This window comes from Microcoleus sp. LEGE 07076 (genome assembly GCF_015207455.1).
GTDB lineage: Bacteria > Cyanobacteriota > Cyanobacteriia > Cyanobacteriales > Microcoleaceae > Microcoleus.
The window spans coordinates 1-21,071 of record NZ_JADEWV010000114.1; the positions used below are offsets into that span (position 1 = coordinate 1).

At 45.7% G+C, this 21,071-nt stretch carries 17 protein-coding genes and 1 tRNA gene; 17 read left to right on the forward strand and 1 reads right to left on the reverse strand.

All coding sequences use genetic code 11. The annotated features are described in order from the left end of the window. Positions 1–107 precede the first annotated feature (107 nt). From IQ270_RS18390 to IQ270_RS18470, 17 genes are all read left to right on the forward strand, one after another. Entirely contained in the window at positions 108–467 is a 360-nt protein-coding gene (locus IQ270_RS18390; protein ID WP_193974598.1) for a helix-turn-helix transcriptional regulator, read from the forward strand. A gap of 254 nt (positions 468–721) precedes the next feature. After that, a complete protein-coding gene (locus tag IQ270_RS18395) occupies positions 722–1,426 on the forward strand; it encodes an MIP/aquaporin family protein (RefSeq protein ID WP_193974599.1) in 705 nt (234 codons plus the stop codon). A gap of 7 nt (positions 1,427–1,433) precedes the next feature. After that, a complete protein-coding gene (gene arsH / locus IQ270_RS18400) occupies positions 1,434–2,087 on the forward strand; it encodes an arsenical resistance protein ArsH (protein ID WP_193974600.1) in 654 nt (217 codons plus the stop codon). A 201-nt stretch (positions 2,088–2,288) separates the two neighbouring features. Next, complete coding sequence (arsC, locus tag IQ270_RS18405) at positions 2,289–2,690, forward strand: arsenate reductase, glutathione/glutaredoxin type (RefSeq protein WP_193974601.1); 402 nt, start codon at positions 2,289–2,291, stop codon at positions 2,688–2,690. A gap of 435 nt (positions 2,691–3,125) precedes the next feature. Further along, entirely contained in the window at positions 3,126–4,112 is a 987-nt protein-coding gene (gene arsS, locus IQ270_RS18410; RefSeq protein WP_193974602.1) for an arsenosugar biosynthesis radical SAM (seleno)protein ArsS, read from the forward strand. Positions 4,113–4,363: 251 nt separating this feature from the next. Beyond that, positions 4,364–5,092, forward strand: a complete 729-nt coding sequence (locus IQ270_RS18415; RefSeq protein WP_193974603.1) for a TVP38/TMEM64 family protein — start codon at positions 4,364–4,366, stop codon at positions 5,090–5,092. A 385-nt stretch (positions 5,093–5,477) separates the two neighbouring features. After that, entirely contained in the window at positions 5,478–7,946 is a 2,469-nt protein-coding gene (locus IQ270_RS18420; RefSeq protein WP_228056480.1) for an ATP-binding protein, read from the forward strand. A gap of 348 nt (positions 7,947–8,294) precedes the next feature. Further along, positions 8,295–9,194, forward strand: a complete 900-nt coding sequence (locus tag IQ270_RS18425; RefSeq protein WP_193974604.1) for a class I SAM-dependent methyltransferase — start codon at positions 8,295–8,297, stop codon at positions 9,192–9,194. A gap of 409 nt (positions 9,195–9,603) precedes the next feature. Beyond that, the gene (locus tag IQ270_RS18430) at positions 9,604–10,323 is read left to right on the forward strand and encodes an HAD family phosphatase (RefSeq protein WP_193974605.1); all 720 of its coding nucleotides are present in this window, start codon (positions 9,604–9,606) and stop codon (positions 10,321–10,323) included. Between the two features lie 134 nt (positions 10,324–10,457). Further along, positions 10,458–10,530, forward strand: a tRNA-Ala gene (locus IQ270_RS18435). A 410-nt stretch (positions 10,531–10,940) separates the two neighbouring features. Then, a complete protein-coding gene (urtA, locus tag IQ270_RS18440; protein WP_193974606.1) occupies positions 10,941–12,260 on the forward strand; it encodes an urea ABC transporter substrate-binding protein in 1,320 nt (439 codons plus the stop codon). A 359-nt stretch (positions 12,261–12,619) separates the two neighbouring features. Beyond that, positions 12,620–13,774 carry a branched-chain amino acid ABC transporter permease gene (locus IQ270_RS18445; protein WP_193974607.1) on the forward strand — a complete coding sequence of 385 codons (1,155 nt, stop codon included), beginning with the start codon at positions 12,620–12,622 and terminating at the stop codon, positions 13,772–13,774. 26 nt (positions 13,775–13,800) lie between these two features. Beyond that, positions 13,801–14,943 carry an urea ABC transporter permease subunit UrtC gene (gene urtC / locus IQ270_RS18450; RefSeq protein WP_193974608.1) on the forward strand — a complete coding sequence of 381 codons (1,143 nt, stop codon included), beginning with the start codon at positions 13,801–13,803 and terminating at the stop codon, positions 14,941–14,943. 85 nt (positions 14,944–15,028) lie between these two features. After that, positions 15,029–15,757, forward strand: a complete 729-nt coding sequence (locus tag IQ270_RS18455; RefSeq protein WP_193974609.1) for a TIGR00266 family protein — start codon at positions 15,029–15,031, stop codon at positions 15,755–15,757. 459 nt (positions 15,758–16,216) lie between these two features. Further along, positions 16,217–16,963 carry an urea ABC transporter ATP-binding protein UrtD gene (gene urtD / locus IQ270_RS18460; RefSeq protein ID WP_193974610.1) on the forward strand — a complete coding sequence of 249 codons (747 nt, stop codon included), beginning with the start codon at positions 16,217–16,219 and terminating at the stop codon, positions 16,961–16,963. Positions 16,964–17,161: 198 nt separating this feature from the next. Beyond that, a complete protein-coding gene (gene urtE, locus IQ270_RS18465) occupies positions 17,162–17,860 on the forward strand; it encodes an urea ABC transporter ATP-binding subunit UrtE (protein ID WP_193974611.1) in 699 nt (232 codons plus the stop codon). Positions 17,861–18,410: 550 nt separating this feature from the next. Further along, a complete protein-coding gene (locus tag IQ270_RS18470) occupies positions 18,411–19,043 on the forward strand; it encodes a Tfp pilus assembly protein FimT/FimU (protein WP_193974612.1) in 633 nt (210 codons plus the stop codon). Between the two features lie 394 nt (positions 19,044–19,437). On the opposite strand, the gene IQ270_RS18475 is transcribed toward IQ270_RS18470, so the two are convergent. Next, on the reverse strand, positions 19,438–21,071 hold a 1,634-nt coding region (locus tag IQ270_RS18475), incomplete at its 5' end, for a penicillin-binding protein 2 (RefSeq protein ID WP_193974613.1).

Here is a 21,071-nt window from a genome sequence, read left to right on the forward strand (position 1 = left end):
GTTCTAATATAGCAACCACGACCGACAGTGAGGACGTTCTTAATTGCTGAAACCGTTGCTTTTCTTCCTTCCTTCTTCCTTCTTGCTTCTTCCTTCGCCTATAATTGATGCTTAAAAATTCTAAGGCTGCGCCCGATCGCACTCCCCAACCGCAGATTTCAAAAAAACTTGTTTCCGCTGGCTTTCACGCGCTTTCTGACCCCCTGCGGATTCAGATTTTGGAGTTGCTGCGGGAGCAGGAGTTGTGTGTTTGCGATTTGTGCGATCGGCTTGGAGTCCCTCAGTCTAAACTCTCTTTCCACCTCAAAACTCTAAAAGAAGCAGGTTTAGTTTGCAGCCGCCAAGAAAGCCGCTGGATCTACTACAGCCTCAATTTAGCTCAGTTTGTCGCCCTGGAACAGTACCTCGCCCAGTATCGCCGTTTCAGTCAGATTCTGCCGGCCCGCCCTTGTTCTGAGGTGGGTTGACCCATCAATATTTCTTAATAAGTAATATTATGTCCCCTAAAGTAACCGCTCTTGGTTTGTAGTTAGGACTTCATTCCTGTCTTGATGCGGATTAAAGTCCTGACTACGAACCTTGAGAGTTGACGCATATTGGTTCGATCGTTCGGAATGCGAGTCCTCTGATTGATGCAGACTAAAGTCCTCTCTACGAATCTTGAGAGTTGACATATCAATTTTTTTTGATATGATAGTTGGGAACCAATGAGTTGACAGCGATGGGTGCAACAGTAGAGAAGTTAGCTTCAGGCGCCAGAGATTGCAGCCGAGAGGCCTTCGCCGAAGGCCTCGGCACGTTTATTCTAGTTTTTGCAGGCACCGGCGCGGTGATGGTTAACAAAATTAGCGGTGGTTCAGTAACTCATTTGGGCGTTAGTTTTGTATTTGGTGCAGTTGTAGCGGCGATGATTTATGCGATCGGACACATCAGCGGCGCGCACTTTAACCCAGCCGTAACTTTAGGGTTTTGGGCGAGCGGTTTTTTCCCAAAATACAAAGTTTTGCCTTACATTTTAGCGCAGTGTGCGGGTGCGATCGCAGCTTCTCAACTGCTGCTAATTACTATAGGAAAAGTGGCAAATCTCGGTGCAACAGTTCCTCTAAACGGTAACTGGTTGCAGTGTCTAATTTTAGAAACTGTATTAACTTTTATCTTAATGTTCGTTATCCTCGGTTCGGGATTAGATAGACGCGCTCATATCGGTTTTGCCGGGATAGCAATTGGGTTAACTGTAGGGTTAGAAGCTGCATTTATGGGGCCGATTACCGGAGCGAGCATGAATCCTGCGCGCTCTCTGGGGCCAGCTTTAGTTGGCGGCATTTGGGAACACCATTGGGTTTACTGGGTGGGTCCGATTTGGGGAGCGCAATTAGCAGTCGCAGTTTATCGGGAACTGTCGAACGGATTTCGTGATTTTAATTAAAAATATTATGGCAAGTTTCACGCACAAACCAAGAATTTTGTTTTTATACGGCTCATTAAGAGAGCGTTCTTACAGCCGCTTGTTGGCAGAAGAATCTGCCCGAATTATTGAGAATTTTGGTGCAGAAGTTAAGTTTTTCAATCCTCGGGAATTGCCGATTTATGGCAGCGTTCCCGATACGCATCCGAAGGTTCAGGAATTGCGGAAATTGAGTTTGTGGTCGGAGGGTCAAGTCTGGTCGAGTCCAGAAATGCACGGGAATATTACTGGAATTATGAAAAACCAAATTGACTGGATTCCTTTAAGTATTGGGGCCGTCAGACCGACTCAAGGTAGAACTTTGGCGGTGATGCAAGTCAGTGGCGGTTCCCAGTCTTTTAATGCTGTGAATACTTTGAGAATTTTGGGCCGCTGGATGCGGATGTTTACGATTCCGAACCAGTCTTCGGTTGCTAAAGCTTATCAGGAGTTTAATGAAGATGGAACAATGAAGGATTCGGCTTTTCGCGATCGGGCGATCGACGTGATGGAGGAACTGTACAAGTTTACCTTGCTGTTGCGGGAGCAAGTGGACTATTTGACCGATCGCCACAGCGAACGCAAGGAACAAGCCGCTAAGGAGGCGATCGACCTAGCAAATCGCGCCCTTGAAGTTAATTAAGGCGATCGAAACATCGGGCGATCGAAACATCAGGCGATTGAATTACCCGGCGATTGAAATCGCGGCTACACAGACACTCACGCGCCTGCGCGGGTTGAAGATTCCAGGATTTATCTTCAGTCTGCGGAGGCAGACTTCGCTTGTGTAGCCGCGGTTTCTAACCGCCGGGGCCTTCACAACCAACAACAACCAACAAAAACCATGAAAAAAGTAATGTTTGTCTGCAAAAGAAACTCCTGCAGATCGCAAATGGCCGAAGGATTCGCAAAAACCATCGGAGCCGGGAAGATAGGAGTCACCAGTTCCGGGTTAGAATCAAGCAGAGTGCATCCGACAGCAATTCAAGTCATGTCAGAAATCGGCATTGATATCACCGATCAAACATCCAACCCGTTAAGCGAATTCAATGCTGAAGACTACGATGCCGTAATTTCTCTGTGCGGCTGCGGCGTGAATTTACCCGAAGCGTGGGTATTGCGAGAAGTGTTTGAAGATTGGCAACTCGACGATCCCGATGGACAACCAATCGAAACTTTTCACCGCGTTCGAGATGAAATCAAAGCACGAGTTGAAACATTAGTTGACACTCTAAAGCAAGATTAGTGTCAAAATTAGAAGTCTTGCCTTGTCGGTTTTAACTCAGCTCTTACAGTATTGTCAATAAGCCTTTTATGAACAGACTCTCGGGCCTGTTCCACCAGAAAATTAATCTCCTGTGGAACAGGCCGGACAGCCTGTTGCTGAGAATGGTGCAAAATGTGAGTTTTAACAGAGTTGCAGTATTGTCAACAAGCCTTTTACGGCCGGGCCGGATGCCCACCCCACAAGAAATTCACTCTTTGTGGAACAGGCATCTTTTTGTGGAACAGGTCGGACAGCCTGTTCTTGAAAATAGCGCAAGATGTGAGTTTCAATTAAGTTTGTAGCGAATCATTCAAATCTGTCGCTGTCGCATCCACAGAATTAGTGCTAAATTATCAGAGGCGTTCGGGCCGATCCTCTCAATCCTTTGCCAGCAAAGACTAAAAAGTTTAGCACATGATTCAGACAGCAATCACCCCTTTCAAAAAAAAACTCAACTCAGCTTTAACTAAAAAGCAGATTAGTGTTTTACAAATTAATCTCGGCAAACGCTGCAACCTCGCTTGCACTCACTGCCACGTAGAAGCTAGCCCGAAACGAACAGAAGAACTTTCCCCAGAAATTTGCGACCAATTAATTGAAATCATTCGCGGCTTTCCTCAAATTCAAACTGTTGACCTCACAGGCGGTGCTCCCGAAATGCTTTACGGTTTCAAACCGCTAGCGGAAGCTGCCAGGGCAGCAGGTAAAGAGGTAATTGTTCGTTCTAATCTAACGATTTACTTTGAAAAAGGTTTTGAGGATATTCCCGAATATTGCGCGCAGCAACAACTCAGAATAGTTGCATCGCTTCCTTGCTACCAAGCTGACAATGTTGACAAAATGCGCGGTAGCGGTGTTTTTGACAGTTCCATTCTGGCGCTGCAAAAGCTCAATCAGTTGGGATACGGGAAAAACCCAAATTTAACTCTGGATTTGGTGTACAATCCGCAAGTACCGGCATCCGATAAGTTTTCGCTAACGCCGGAACAAGGAAAGTTAGAGGAAGATTACAAGGTTTATTTAGCGGAACATTTTGGGATTTGTTTTAATCAATTGTTCGCGATTACTAATTTGCCGGTGGGACGGACTAAGTTTCATTTGGAACATAAGAAACTGCACAAGCCTTATCTAGGGTTTTTGGAGGATAATTTTAATCCGGGTACTCTGGAACATTTAATGTGTCGAAATGAATTGTCGATCGACTATTTGGGCAAGGTCTACGACTGCGATTTTAACCAAATGGAAAATCTGCCGGCGAAAACTGGCAGCGGGGAACAGATAACTGTTGCTAAATTATTAGAATCTGGCAGTTTAGATGTGATTCAAGAGGTGCAAACTGCTGCTTATTGTTACGGCTGTACGGCGGGTAGCGGTTCTAGCTGCGGCGGCACTTTGATTTGAGAAGTCATTAGTCATTAGTCATTAGTCATTAGTCATTAGTCATTAGTCATTAGTCATCAGTCATTAGTCATTAGTCATTAGTCATTAGTCATTAGTCATTAGTCATTAGTCATTAGTCATTAGTCATTAGTTAACGGTTAACAGTTAACAGTCAACAGCTAACAATTCCCAATTCCCTGTTTGCCCAATTCCCAATTCCCTGTTTGCCCAATTCCCAATTCCCATATTATTGATAGTGGAGATTTTAAGCAATGAATGATTCCCGATCGCAAACCGCTCAAAATCCGCCGCCATCAAATAAGTGGAAGTTGATTTTAGGGATTGGTTTAGCTGTGGCTTTGATTGTGGCGGCAAAGTTTTTTGACTTTCAAGGAATTTTGAAAAATGCGCTGGAGTCGATCGCCAATCTCGGCCCTTGGGGCCCGGTAGCTTTTATTCTAATTTATATTGTCGCAACGGTTCTATTTATCCCCGGTTCGTTGCTGACTCTGGGTTCTGGCGTTTTGTTCGGAGTTGTGGGCGGTTCGGTTTGCGTTTCCATCGGCTCGGTTTTGGGCGCAACTTGTGCTTTTTTGGTAGGGCGGTATTTAACTCGCGACTGGGTTTCCAAACAGATAGAAGGAAATCAAAAATTTCAGGCGATCGACTCCGCAGTTGCCTCTGAAGGATGGAAAATTGTGCTGCTGACGCGGCTTTCTCCTGTTTTTCCGTTTAATTTGCTCAACTATGCTTTTGGTGTCACGCAGGTATCTTTAAAAGACTATTTTTTTGCATCTTGGATCGGCATGATCCCCGGAACAGTCATGTATGTTTATATCGGTTCCCTGGCCGGGAGTTTGGCTGCACTCGGATCTAGCGGGCGATCGCGCACTGCTGCTGAGTGGGCTCTCTACGGCCTTGGTTTGCTAGCAACGATCGCCCTCACCGTTTATGCAACCCGCTTGGCCAAAAAAGCTTTAGCCGAAAAAATTTCCCCTTGAAGCCGCAGCGCAAATCCGTAAAATTGTCAATAAGTATTTTCCCTTAAATTAGAATACACAGCTAATTCAAAAAACTCCGTATTTTCTCTGTGTTATTTAAAGTTATTTTGTTATACAAACGAGATAGATATTAAAGATATCGTAAAGCACTAACTAAGGGTAAGTAAACCGAAGGTCGAAATATAAAGGTGATGCCAGAATAAAATGCGATCCTCTTCGAGGGCTTCGCTAACGCGCGATCGCCATAAAAATTGTTGGCCGTCATAACTCTACATCCCAGTCTGTCAAACCTAGGAAAACTAAAATCCTCACTGCTTGCGTGATATTAATTCTGCCGAATGACGATGCAGTTCAATCGATTTGTGACTCTCGACGAGAACATTTGATGATGCAAAACCCAGCAAATCAAGCCCGGTCTGTTTCAGCGCAGCCGCCCCAGCAAAAGCAAAAACTGCCCCGCTTTTGGCAAAACATCGGCATCGGGGCTCAATCGCGCTGGCAGCAACTGCACAGTCTTTGGCAGCACAGACGGCAGCGCCGCCATCTGCTAACCCTGCTAATTCTCGGCAGCGCGGCTTTAACCATTAGCACAACTGCTTGCGTAAGCTATTTTTTTGTGCGCGGACTAATCCTCGACAATTTAAAGGAAGTAGCACTATTAAAACTCGAAAAAGGCACCGATGAAATCGACGGCTGGCTCAGCAGTCGCAAAGCAGAAATAGAAACCATTGCTTACTCTCCTAAAGTTCGCACTCTCAATTGGGAATTAGTCGAACCCCAGTTGCAAGGAGAAATATATAGGTTAAAAGAGTTTTTCATCCTGTCATTAATTCAACCCGACGGCTCATTAACGAGCACTCTAGGAAACCGGACGAACATCAAAGACCGCCAACATTTTCAAAAAGCAATGGCAGGACATATCAATGTTTCCGACCCGCTGATCGGCCGCACTACAAAAGTTCCGACAATCGTGATTTCAGCTCCTATTTGGAACTTGCCTCCAGAACCCAATCAAGTAATTGGAGTTCTTTCGGGCAGCATTAAATTAGACCGAGTAGCAAATGTTGCTAACAGCTTGCAGTACGGTTCCGAAAGTTATGCTTTTGCGCTCAATTCCGAAGGAGTGCCAATTGTTCATCCCAACAATAACTTAATCGGAAATAGCGATCGGCCCTCCCCAAGCTTTTTACACTCACAAGACCCCGCACTCTCCACCATTGCGCGGCAGATGATCGATCGCCAGACGAATATCGAACTCGTAAAAATAGATAACAAATGGGTGTATGCGGCCTACGCACCCCTCCAAGAAGTTAACTGGTCAATGGCCTTAATAATTCCCAGAGAAAATATTGAATCCCAACTGCAAGCATTAAATTTGCTGACATCCGTCGTCGCCGGACTGCTCGTCCCGGCAATGCTAGCAGCAATTTGGCTAATTTACTCCTCGGAAAACAATCGGGGTCGAGCCGAGCGAGAAGCCATGCTCAACCGGATTGCTGGACGCATTCGCGCTTCTCTAGAATTAGACAAAATCGTGCAAAGTACCGTCGAAGAAATAGTAAGTTTGCTGCATTTAGAGATAGCGGCTTTTGGTTGGTACGATCCCCAAAACAAAACCTTACAAATTTTGTGGGAATGTTGCGAATCTGAGTGTCCGACACAACCCATAAACTTTCAGCCTTACTTGGTGGAAAATTTGTCAGTACGGAGCGACCAATCCGAGCCAATTTTTTTTACTGGCGACACTTGGACTAGGAGTGCAAGTCAACCGATCGAACTTAAAGCTAATAGCTATTTAGCCGTCCCCGTCCAGACTCAAAACCAGAGGCAGGGTTATTTAATTTGCAGCCACGCTGCTCAGTGGTTTTGGAGCGGGGAGGAGATTAAACTGTTAAAAGCTGTAGCAGACCAATTGGCGATCGCCATTACTCAATCTCACCTTTACAGTCAAACCCAAGACCAAGTAAAACTGCTCAATAGTGCCTTGCACGAACTGAAAAAGACTCAAACTCATTTAGTGCAGAGCGAAAAGATGTCATCCCTAGGTCAAATGGTGGCGGGGATAGCCCACGAAATCAACAACCCGGTTAATTTCATTTCGGCTAATTTGCCTCACGCCACAAAATATACTAAAGATTTATTAGAATTGGTGACTTTATACAAACAAACCTTCCCAGAAGTTCCCCCGGAAATTGCAGACTTTGGCGAAGAAATTGAGCTAGATTTTATCGAAGAAGATTTGCCGCATATATTGAATTCTATGAAAATAGGAACCGAACGCATTCGCACCATCGTTCTTTCTTTGCGTAACTTTTCTCGCCTCGATGAATCAGACAAAAAGCAGGCGGACATTCACGAAGGCATGGAAAATACTTTGCTGCTGCTCTCTAACCAAATAAAAAATGGAATTTATATAGTCAAGAGATACGGAAAAGTGCCTTTAGTAGACTGCTATCCGTCTCAGCTAAATCAGGTGTTTATGAACTTGCTGAGCAATGCGATCGATGCCTTGAACGAGTGCGATCGCCTGGATAAAATTATTACTATTTCCACGGGAGTCGTTCGCGAAAATGGCGCCAAATTTCTGAAAGTGGCGATCGCCGACAACGGCCCCGGCATTCCCGACAGCGTTAAAGACCAAATATTTAACCCATTTTTTACTACAAAACCAGTGGGCAAAGGCACGGGTTTAGGGTTAGCAATCAGCTACAAAATTGTAGTTGACGGACACGGTGGCAGCATCAAAATTTATAAAGCTCCAGGCGGCGGCACGGAGTTTTTGGTAAAAATTCCGATTAGTAACGATCGACCTGAAGCAAGCAACAAACGGGAAGTTCGGCAGCGAGCAATGTAACTGAGGTCAGGTTGGCTCGCCCGAGAGATTGTCTGCGATGTTGGCAGCCTCTGGCGAGAAAGTAAAAAGCGCGTTTTAGGAGTGCTTTCGGCGCTCCGCCGAGTATTATATATAGCAAGCGAGCTGTTGAATGATATCATGTCCGGTTGATTAGTATCACAAAAACTGTTTGTAGTGCGGACTTGCATACGCTTTATGCTGCGTATGCAAGTCCGCACTACAAACCTTACTTATTGGGTCAATCGATCGGACATGATATGACTCGCACTTCTATAAAAGCCAAACACAGATGCTCCCAAGTTTACTCGCGTTGGTTAAAATTAAAAGAGTTTTTGTGACAGGAGTTTTATGGCTGTTGGCAAGGATACAATTTTCGAGCGCTTTTTGTCGCCGCTGATCCGGCTGGCGATCGATGAAGAAGCAATCAAACGGCTCTACGAAGGTACCGACTGGGAAAAAGCGGGCGATCGCCACCGACAACCCAACCTAGTTTATCCCGAATATTACAGCAGCCAAAACTTTCACGGCATCAAAGGCGGCTACCTCAACCCCAGTGCCGCCGTTTCCTACGATCCAATTACCCAATACGTTTTACCTCCCCAGGAAACAGCCGTCAGGCAAGGCTTAATTGACGCTGTGCGGGTCAACCCGCGCCGAATCATCGATTTGGGATGTGGCACCGGTTCAACCGCACTGATGCTCAAAAAAGCCTTTCCAGAAGCGGAAGTAATCGGCCTGGACTTGTCACCTTATATGCTGGTAGTCGCCTCCATGAAAGCGCAAAAAGCCGGCTTAAATATCGAGTGGTTGCACGGAAATGCCGAAAGCGTGGGTTTTGCTGACAGCAGCTTCGATTTAGTCGCAGCTTCCTTGCTGTTTCACGAGACGCCGCCTGCTGTCTCGCGGGCAATTTTGCGAGAAAGCTTCCGACTGCTGAAGGTTGGGGGACAAGTGGCAATTTTGGACGGAAATCAAAAAACTTTGCGGCAGACAGAGTGGCTGACTGATATCTTTGAAGAGCCTTATATTAAGTCTTACGCTACTGGTAGTCTGGATGCTTGGGCGGGGGCGGCGGGATTTGCGGCGGTGCAAACTCAGGAACATTGGTGGGTGCATCAGGTGACGCAGGGCGTGAAACCTCTACCTGGGGAAGATTTGGAGCCGGTGCGTCAGCCGAAGGTGTGGAATTTGGACGATCGCGCTCCTGATTTTGATGGCAATTTACCGGGCATTCCAGCACCCGCTTGATGTATTGACAGTTGACAGTTGATTGTTAACTGTTAACAGTTAACTGTTGACAGTTAACAGTTAACTGTTGACGGATATAGCGGTTCTGTATATAAATTATATGTCACAAAACAATTCCTCGTCTTGTGGGGTCTCCCGCCCTGAACATACAATTTAAATGTCCGACAGCTTAATGACTACCCTTCGACTTCGATCTTCGGGCAAGATGACTAACAACTAACAACTAATAACCAATAACCAATAACTAATAACCAATAATATCGTTTCCGGTTGCATCGGAATGATTGAACCGCAGAGAACACAGAGTACACAGAGGGAGAGAATATATATCTGAATCATTCCGATGCTACCGGATTTGATATAACCAATAACAAATAACAAATAACAAATAACCAATAACCAATAACTAATGACTCTAAAAGCAGTTTTATTTGATTTTAATGGCGTTATTATTAATGACGAGCCGATTCACGAGAACATAATCGATCGACTGATGCTAGATGAAAATCTACAGCTCAAACGCGGGGAGTTTCGAGAAATTTGTTTGGGAAAGAGCGATCGCGCTTGCATTACCGAACTGCTCCAACGCCGGGGAAGATATCTCACACCAACATACCTCGACCGCTTGCTGTTAGGCAAGGCCAAAGCTTATCGAGAAAAAATAGATAGTTTGGAAACATTGCCGATTTATCCGGGTTTAGCAGAATTTATTGACAAAATTCGCGTTTCTGGACTAAAAATGGCCGTAGTTAGCGGGGCAATGCGATCGGATATAGAATTTGTCTTAGATCGAGCCGGTTTAGCAGTAAACTTTGAGTTAATTGTCGCCGGTGACGACTTGACGGCGAGTAAGCCACAACCCGACGGCTATCTGTTGGCTGTGGAACTTCTCAACCAGAAATATCCCGATTTTAAGCTGCAACCGATCGAGTGTTTGGCCCTAGAAGATACTTTTGTTGGGATTGAAGCGGCGAAAAAAGCGGGGATTCAAGTTGCTGGAGTGACTCACACTTACCCGTTTCACATGATCCAGCGCCAAGCTAATTGGACGGTGGACTATTTTGCTGATTTAGAGTTGGACAGAGTGGCACAACTTTGCTCGATCGCCCCCACCGAGCCGGCAGCCTAAAACACTTGACGTTTTTAGCCGTCACGTGCTACCGTTAGTGACGGTCTGCAAAACAAACAAGCAAACAAACGCGACCTGTAAGCCTTTTAGATTGAGCAATCCCGCATCTAAAATGCTAAATTAAAAGTCAATCAGGGGAATTAGCTCAGTTGGTAGAGCGCTGCGATCGCACCGCAGAGGCCAGCGGTTCGAGTCCGCTATTCTCCATTTCCCGAAACCAGTTTTTTTACCGAGATTGAGAGTTTGAAGCCAATATTTTGGTGGACAAACCCGGTTTCTGGCTGATCGTCGATCGGGGCATTTAAGATTTGGACTAATTGCCTATGATTGTGCGAAGACCCAATTTATGCCCAACTCCAAGCGCATCAATAAGCTGTTTGTCTAAAAAAAGCGAGTTTCTAATTTCAGAATAATTGCTGACATGACTTACTTTGCTGTCTCAATTTCATTTCTACCAAAATTTCCCTAATCGCCCACAAAACCTTCATTTTGTCAACTCATAATAAGTTTTGTATCTAAACATACAACAGTATTCTCAAGCTAGTAATAATATCAAGTCGTCATATGTTATTATTCTCAATCATCTGACTGAGCTATTTATAGAGTAACAAGGAAAAATGACAAAGCGATTCGATCGGCGGAAATTTCTTTTATACAGTTCAGCTACCCTGACATCCAGTTTATTCCTCAAAGCTTGTAGAACTCCGACTCCAACAGCCACCCCAGTCGCTTCTCCAACAACAACAGGAACTGCACCAGCAGCAGGTAGCGGAAACACGATCAAAGTAGGAATTTTGCATTCCTTGAGCGGCACAATGTCAATCAGCGAAAAAAGCGTTGTCGATGCCGAACAATTAGCGATCGAAGAAATCAACAAAGCTGGCGGAGTCCTCGGAAAACAAATCGAAGCAGTAATAGAAGATGGCAACTCAGACTGGCCGACTTTTGCCGAAAAAGCCAAAAAATTGATCGACCAAGATAAAGTTGTCACAGTCTTCGGCTGCTGGACATCCGCCAGCCGCAAAGCAGTATTGCCAGTATTTGAAGAAAAAAATCATATGCTCTGGTATCCCGTACAATACGAGGGTCAAGAGTGTTCAAAAAACATCTTTTACACCGGGGCTGCCCCGAACCAACAAATCGAACCAGCAGTTGACTGGCTGCTAGAAAATAAAGGCAAAAAATTCTTTTTAGTCGGGTCTGACTACGTTTTTCCCCGCACCGCAAACACCATTATTAAAGCACAGCTAGCAGCCAAAGGCGGCGAATTAGTTGGGGAAGATTACATTCCTTTGGGCGGCACAGAAGTCACGCCAATTATTACTAAAATCAAGGCAGCTTTGCCCGACGGCGGGGTCATTTTCAATTCCCTCAACGGCGACAGCAACGTCGCATTTTTCAAACAGTTGCAGGGTGCAGGTTTGGGCCCGGACAAGTATCCGTCAATGTCTGTGAGTATTGCAGAAGAAGAAGTAAAGGCGATCGGCGTAGAATATCTCAAAGGTCATTACGCCGCTTGGAATTACTTCATGACAGTGGAAACCCCAGAAAATCAAAAGTTTGTCGAAGCATTCAAAGCAAAATACGGCAATGACAGAGTGACCAACGACCCGATGGAAGCAGCTTACATCATGGTTTACCTGTGGAAGCAAGCCGTCGAAAAAGCCGGGACAGCCGACGATTTGGAAAAAGTGCGGGCTGCAGCTTTGGGTCAAACCTTTGACGCACCGGAGGGCAAAGTTACACTCGAAAACAACCACCACCTTGCTAAATTTGTGCGGTTGGGTCAAGTGAGAGATGACGGTTTGTTTGAGATCGCTTTTGCTACGCCAGAAGCAGTGAAACCGATTCCTTGGAACCAATTTGTCGCTGAAACACAAGGATTTTCTTGCGATTGGTCTGACCCCGCAAAAGGCGGCAAATTTAAGGCGACCTAAGTAGCCAAGACCAATTTTATTAACCTTGGTAACGTATCTTCGCTCCCCCTAGAGCGTGTCTTCAAACCCGGAGATCCCCCCCGACCCCCCTTAATAAGGGGGGAGTAAGAGCATTCTTTCGTCAATCCCTACTCCCTTAATAAGGGGGAACTGGAGTCTTCTTTCGTCAACCCCTACTCCCCTTAAGAAGGGGGCACTGGAGTCTTCAAAGTCCCCCTTCTTAAGGGGGATTTAGGGGGATCGAGACTTGGCTACCAGCGCTATTATACAGATGGTTTTAGTTCTAAGTTGAGACCCATGAAATAAAACCTACCTCTACAACAAATATTACTGTATGTAAAAAAGCAGGAGTAACAAAAGTGGCGATATTAGACGGTGTATTTAACGGCATTAGTATCGGCGCTGTTTTACTAATTGCAGCCCTGGGATTGGCAATTATTTTTGGGCTGATGGGCGTGATTAATATGGCTCACGGCGAATTGATGATGCTGGGAGCTTATACAACTTTTGTAGTGCAAAATGTCTTCAAAGGTATGGGAGGATTTGCCTTTGAAACCTATATTTTATTTGCCGTGCCTTTAGCTTTTTTAGTAGCGGCGCTGGTAGGATTAATTCTCGAACGCGGAGTGATTCGCTATCTCTACGGGCGGCCGCTAGAAACTTTGCTGGCGACGTGGGGCGTAAGTTTAATTTTGCAGCAGTTTGTCCGCAGCGTCAGTTGGGTGCTGGTAGCGGGAATTGCTGTATTTTGTTTGCTATTTTTTGGCGGATTGCAGGTGCTGAAACGGCGCGCGGATTTCGATCGCATTCGCAACGGAATTATCGCCATAATTTTGCCTCTGTCTTTGGCTATTTCCTGGGCTGTCAGCGCAGTTTTAGCACAAACTTACAAACTGGCAGTAACTAAACCTTGGTTTGGCTCTCAAAACGTTGATGTGACAGCCCCTGCATGGCTGCGCGGCGGCATCCCGCTGGGCAATTTTCAGTTACCCTACGCCCGACTTTTTATTATTGCGCTGACAGCAATTTGTTTGGCGGGAATTTACCTATTTTTGCAAAAGTCTGTGTGGGGATTGCGGATTCGCGCTGTGACGCAAAATCGCAGCATGAGCGCTTGTTTGGGCATACCTACCGAGAAAGTAGATGCGCTGACTTTTGCTTTGGGTTCGGGGTTGGCTGGTGTCGCTGGGTGCGCGATTAGTCTGATCGGTTCGGTAGGCTCAAATACCGGACAAAATTATATTGTCGATACTTTTATGGTTGTGGTTGTGGGCGGTGTCGGGAAGATTGTGGGGAGTGTAGTTGCTGCAATGGCGATCGGCACTGCAAATTACCTAATCGGCTCTGGGACATTAGCATTAATGTTTGCTCCTATCAAGCCTTTAGCTGATTTCTTCACATTTTTCGCCACCACCAGCATGGCAAAAGTGATGGTATTTGCCTTAATTATCGCTTTTTTGCAAGTCAAGCCAGGAGGAATTTTTCCGCAAAAAGGACGCACTGTTGAGAATTAACAACTACAGCTTTGAGCGCCAAAAAAATGAAAAATACACAAAAAAAGGCACTGCTAAAAGAAGCAGCAATCCTGGGGGCGATCGCCCTGACATTTATATTGCTCGTCCCAGGAATACTTCCTGACGCTCGTCTCAACCAATTGGGCCGATTTTTAGCACTAGCAATTGCAGCCCTCGGCATAGACTTGATCTGGGGATACACCGGTTTACTCAGTCTAGGACACGGCGTATTTTTTGCGATCGGCGGCTACGCATTCGCCATGCACCTAAAACTACAAATTCCCCCAACCGCCAGCACTCAACTGCCAGAATTTATGAGCCTCTACGGCGTCACCGAACTGCCTTGGTTTTGGCAACCATTTTACTCTTTTCCCTTCTCAGTCGCCGCAGTATTCCTGATCCCCGCCCTCGTGGGCGGAATTTTGGGTTACTTAGTATTCCGCAATCGAATTCGAGGCGTTTACTTTTCGATTCTCACCCAAGCCGCAACAATTGTATTTTTCAACTTTTTCAACGGTCAGCAAAAACTGATTAACGGCACCAACGGACTCACCGACTTTAAAACCCTGTTCGGAGCCACAGTAAACGATCGAGATACTCAATATATATTCTACATTCTCACCGTACTATTTCTAGTAGCAACTTACGCCCTCTGCCGATGGCTGACAAGCGGGCGTTTCGGGCGGTTGCTAGTAGCAATTCGCGACGACGAAGTGCGCCTGCGTTTCTCAGGCTACAATCCCACAGGATACAAAGTTTTAGTATTTGCAATTTCCGCCGGTTTGGCAGGGATTGCAGGCGCTTTATTCACCGTACAAACAGGAATCATTTCCCCGAAAGCGATGGATATTGCATTTTCCATCGAAATGGTAATTTGGGTAGCAGTAGGAGGCCGTGCCACATTATCAGGAGCAATAATCGGAGCGCTGCTCGTCAATTTTGGCAAAAGTTTTTTGAGCGAACAATTTCCTGAAGTGTGGCTATTTTTCCAAGGCGCGCTATTCTTAATAGTAGTTACCATCCTGCCAGACGGCATAGTCGGGTGGTTTAAAGATGGAGATTTAGCTCGAATCCGCACCATGTTCAGAAAACCGAAGTACGTATCTACTTACCCCAGCCTCGAACAAGACCCCGAAGCACAGCTAGAAAAAGAAGAACTTGAACATTGAGCGATCGTCATATAAGGTATTATTGCGGGCCGCCAGTAAAACTTGTGTAGTAAAATAATCAGTTATTTAACTTCAGGGGAAACATATGGCAGATATTATTGACTACAAAATCTACGGCGACGATTTGCAACTGATTGAAATCGAACTAGATCCCAGAGAAGGCGTCAGAGCTGAAGTGGGAGCCATGACATACATGGAAGGCGACATCCAGATGCAAACAGCCACAGGTGGTGGCATATTTCAAGGTTTCAAACGGATGCTGACAGGGGAAAGTTTTTTTATTAGCACCTTTGTCAACAGCGGAAATCGCAAGGCCCGCGTCGCTTTTGCCGCCCCCTATCCTGGGAAAATAATTCCCCTCGATTTAGGCCAACTTGGCGGCAAATTTCTTTGTCAAAAAGACTCATTTCTCTGTGCAGCAAACGGTATTGACATTGATGTAGCTTTCACCAAGCGCCTAGGTGCCGGTTTCTTTGGCGGAGAAGGCTTTATTCTGCAAAAATTGCAGGGTGATGGACTAGCTTTTGTTCATGCGGGAGGAACAATAGTTGAGAAAAATTTGGGAGTTGGCGAAGTGTTGCGGGCTGACACTGGCTGTTTGGTAGCTTTTGGGCCGACTGTAGATTACAATATTCAGTTTGTGGGCGGTTTTAGAAATGCTCTATTTGGCGGCGAAGGCTTGTTTTTGGTCAAGCTAACCGGGCCTGGAAAAGTGTATTTGCAAAGTCTGCCGCTATCGAAGTTGGCTGAGCGGATTATGGCTGCACATATAGCTCCTGTAGCGAGCACTTCTAGCAGTTTTCAGTTAGAATAAATCGGCGGTAGGGTGCGTCAGTTAGCAGATTTCGGGCTTGTCTAAATACGATTAGCTGACGCACCTACGAAGTTAATAAAATCAGGACAAGCGGTTGTTATGTAGGGTGCGTCAGTCAGTAGATGTTTCGGCTAGCTCAAAGACTATAGGCTGACGCACCCTACAACTAAAACTAAGGACAAGCGGTTGTTATGTAGGGTGCGTCAGTCAGTAGATGTTTCGGCTAGCTCAAAGACTATAGGCTGACGCATCCTACAACTAAAACTAAGGACAAGCGGTTGTTATGTAGGGTGCGTCAGTCAGTAGATGTTTCGGCTAGCTCAAAGACTATAGGCTGACGCACCCTACAAAGACAATTAAGGACAAGCAGTTATGCAAGGTGCGTCAGCCCGCAGATTATTCGGATTTTCCAAATACTGCTGACTGACACACCCTACAACTAAAACTAAGGATAAGAATATGAACCAAAAAGTATTAGAAATAGAAAACTTGACTGTTAGTTTTGACGGTTTTAAAGCCATCAATGGTTTAAATTTTAGTATGGATGCGGGCGAACTGCGAGTTATCATTGGCCCCAACGGTGCGGGGAAAACAACTTTTCTCGATTCGATTACCGGGAAGGTGCAGCCGACGGAAGGGCGGGTAATTTTTAAAGGACGCAATTTACGCAAATTGTCGGAATATCAGATTGCTCGCCTGGGTATTGGCCGCAAGTTTCAAACGCCGCGAGTTTATTTGAATTTAACGCCGCGGGAAAATTTAGAGCTATCTTGCAACGGAAATAAAAATGTATTTCCAACTTTGTTTAAGGGTTCTCCTGTAGCTGAAAAGCGCACGGTTGCAGGTTTGTTAGAAACAATTGGTTTGGTTGCTAAATCTGATGTTCCTGCGGGTTTACTTTCTCATGGGGAAAAGCAGTGGTTGGAAATTGGGATGTTGGTGGCTCAATCTCCCGATTTGTTGTTGGTGGATGAACCTGTGGCGGGTTTGACTGATGAGGAAACGGCGCTAACTGGAGATTTGCTGATTTCGCTGGCAGAAAGTCACTCGGTGTTGGTGATAGAACACGATATGGAGTTTGTGCGGCAAATTGCTAAAAAGGTGACGGTTTTGCATCAGGGTTCTGTTTTGTGTGAAGGAACGATGGATGAGGTGCAAAATGACGATAGGGTAATTGAGGTATATTTGGGAAAACCAGAAGAGTAGTCAGTTGACTGTTATTTGTTATTTGTTATTTGTTATTAGGAATTGAGAATTGAGAATTGGAAATTGGGAATTCGTAGCAAGTAACCAATAACCAATAACCAATAACCAACAACCAAAAACCAATAACCAATAACCAACAACCAAAAACCAACAACCAAAAACCAACAACCAATAACCAATAACCAATAACCAACAGTTATGCTAAAAGTTTCTGATTTGAATGTTTTTTACGGTGAAAGCCACATTCTTCGCGGTGTCGATTTAACCGTTAATGCGGGACAAATGGTTTGTTTGATCGGTCGCAATGGTGTTGGCAAAACTACTATGCTCAAAACTCTAATGGGGTTGCTGCAACCTCGCAGTGGCACAATTAATTTTGGCGGACAATCTATTGTCTCTAAATTGACTCACCAGCGGGCTAAATTGGGGATTGGTTACGTGCCTCAAGGGCGCGAAATTATCCCGCGTTTGAGTGTTAAAGAAAATTTATTGTTAGGCTTGGAAGCGAAACCAACTCTGACCAAAAATCCTGAAGTTCCTGATGAGATTTTTGATTTGTTTCCGGTTTTGAAGACTATGCTCGATCGCATGGGAGGTGATTTGAGCGGGGGACAGCAGCAGCAGTTGGCGATTGCTAGGGCTTTGATGGGTGAGCCGAAGTTGCTGGTTTTGGATGAACCGACGGAGGGGATTCAACCGTCGATTATTTTGGATATTGAGGCTGCGGTGCGCCGCGTGGTTGCTACTAGGGGAATTTCGGTTTTGTTGGTGGAGCAGCATTTGCATTTTGTGCGGCAAGCTGACTGGTATTATGCTATGCAAAAAGGGGGAATTGTGGCTTCGGGAAGCACTAGCGAATTGAGCGATGAGGTGATTCAGAGGTTTTTAGCTGTTTGATTTACATTTTTGGATCGATCGATAGGCGATTGTTAAGCCAGATCCCTGTGGCGCTTTGACTTCGAGCGGATTAACCCGCCTCGGCCGAAGTACCCAGATCCCTTGTACGGCTGTCTCGATCGCTCTCCTGAACTTTTGGTAATAAGTTAACCTAATGTTTGGCAAGAGGTAGTGGGTAATTGGTAATAGGCCACGAATCGATCGCCAATTACTAATTACCTTTTTCCCAATTACCCATTACCCCGCAGCCAAATATACATTTTCCCCCAAATATCCGAAAGAGCCATAATTACTAGAGATCCGTGGTAGCTTGTTGGCTTTCCACAACCATGCGCTTGTGTAACTTATGCAAGACTGCTTTTGGGCAGTCAGGTAGTTTGATTGAGCCTCCTGACTATGCTATATTTCTATGACTTGCGGATGATTGTATTTTTAATAAAGTTTTGCAACACTGATTTACACAAACACCAAATTCAGTAATTAAAATAAGCCTAATCCAAAATAGCTACCACAACCTTTTTTTAACCCAAAATTTTAGGAGTGCATCCAAATGTCAGTCCATAAATTGCTCAGAAGCCGAACAACCGCATCGGCTGCGGGCTTTACATTCCTTGAAATATTAATAATTGTCACGATCCTTGGCATATTCAGCGCGATCGCCACCCCAAGCTGGCTAATGTTCATCAACAACCACCGTTTAAAGCTATCGCTCGATCGAGCTTATTGGGCAATGAAACTAGCCCAAAGCAACGCCAAACGCGACAAAAAATCCTGGCAAACCAGCTTCAAACAAGTCGGAAAAAACGTACAGGTAGCAATTCACAAATCCGACATTTCCCCTGCCCGAGTGCCAGCCAGTCAATGGAAAAGCTTAGAAGCGCAAATTCAAATACATACAAATGATACAACATTGCGCCAAGTTAATGAAAACACAAATCAAGTAAAAAAAGATGGAACAGTCTGGCGGGCGATGTTCAATTACCGAGGTTGCCCAGTTTATAACAAGACTGACGAATGCGGTTTAACAAGCATTCAAGCCAAAGGAAACCTCACACTATTTCATCCTCATCTCAAAAATGGCGATCGGTGCGTGATTATCTCCACTCTCTTAGGACATCAGCGCACCTCCAAAAGACAATCCAAACCCAATCCCAACAGCAACAAAGAAAGATATTGCTACTGATATCCAGTCAATAAAGGCAAATCTTGTAGGGGCGCGTTCACTCAAATATCAGCAGCAAAACCCCAAATATTTGTCAACCCGCACCACGCGCCGACAGGATTTTATTCGCATCAATTAATCGGCAGTGAATTAAAATCATGCAGACCTGAATTGACCGCAATATCCAGGCCGGGGCGGGTTTAATACCTCTGGGTACCGATGCGATAAAAAGGTGAAGTTAGCCTGTACAGGATTTATCTCCATTCAGATCGTTTCCGGTTGCATCCCAATCATAAAATCGAATCAACAGTTAACACTCAACCATTCAGTTTTTCCACCCGCCCGTCCACAGTCAACAGTCAATAGTCAACAATTCCGGTATCAGTGCAATCGGAATTGATATCACCCGCCTTTCCTACTTCTTGCTCGGCGCAATCTTCTCAATATTAATCAGCGCCTCCATCACCGACTCCACAATCGGCGCGGCGACAACTCCCCCGGAACCGCCCTTGGGTTCATCAATCACCGCCAGCACTACATATTCAGGAGCCTCCACAGGCATTATGCCCACAAAGCTAGTAATAATTGCCTTCTGAGAATAACCGCCACCAGCATTAGCTTTTTGAGCCGTACCCGTTTTCCCTGCAATCCGATAGCCGGGAATTTGTGCAGCTTTTCCCGTACCGCCATCAACCACAGTTTCCATCATTTCTAAAACCTGCTTAGTGGTTTTCGGCGAAAAAACTTGCTTCGGAACAGCCCTCGGAAGCTTCCAAAAAGCTTGACCATCGCGGTCGAAAAGTCCCCGCACAACATGAGGAGTTACTAACTTGCCACCGTTGGCCAAAGCTCCGTTAAGCTGTACCAACTGTATCGGAGTAATCGAAAAACCCTGACCAAAAGCAGTCGTAGCAACTTCTACTGGAGAATTAATAAATTGCTCTCGATTTTTAAGCTGACTCGTTACTTCAAAAGGCAAATCAGTCCCGGAAGTTTGTCCGAGTCCGAGTTTTTCTAAAGCTTGATAGTAAAGAGAAGGTTTCATGTTTCTCATTACGTGTACCATCCCCACGTTACTCGAATGTTTCAAAATTTCAGTCACAGTAGAAGGCCCGCGGGCACCTGCTTGTTGGTAATCGGAATTTTGGATAGTCCAGACATCCATGTAAATCCGACCTTCGTCGTTAAATACAGTGTTAGGTTTGACCGCACCGGCTTCTAGGGCGATCGCCACATTAATCGCTTTAAAGGTCGAACCAGGCTCGTAAACATCAGTTACAGCCCAATTTTTATAGCGCGACAAATCGAAATTAAAATATTCATTAGGGTCATAGGTAGGTTCCGCTACCACTGACAGCAATTCCCCGTTGCGGGCATCCATCACAATCACCGCACCCCGCTTCGCCGCGTATTCCTTCATTTTCTCCTTGAGAGCAATCCGCGCGGCCCGCTGCAAGCGACTGTCGATCGTCAGTTGCAATTTCAAATCATCAAGCTGCACAAAACCTGCCGTCAGCCGATCGGGAACCCATTGTCCGTCGATAGACTTGCTAAATTGAATCGAGGGCATCGATCGTTCCAGCAAATTCTGCTGACTGTACTCTACCCCAGCTTGTCCCTTCCGTTCCCCATCCACATAACCCAGAATATCCGCAGCCAACTCCTGCTGCGGGTAAAAACGCTGCTGCTGTCGCACCAACTCCAGCCCATCCACCAGACTATTTTTAATTTGCATCCGCCCCACGCGATCTGCCACCTCTTGAGCCAGAGAATCGGCAATTGTAATGCCGCTTTCGCCCAGATTAAACCGGCGCAGCAGTTCAGTTTCCGGCGTAGTGCCCGGACTCAGTTCGATCGGCAGCATCGGAGCCAAAGAAGACGCAATTTCGGCCTTTGTATGGTTAAACAACTTCGGGTGAGCGTAGAGGGTGTACACCTGTCTGTCGATCGCCAAAACATTCCCCGCGCGGTCAACAATCGGGCGTCTCGGAACAAACGGCTTAGACTTGAGAGTTTGCTGCTGCTCGGCCTGTTTGCGTAGCGCCGGAG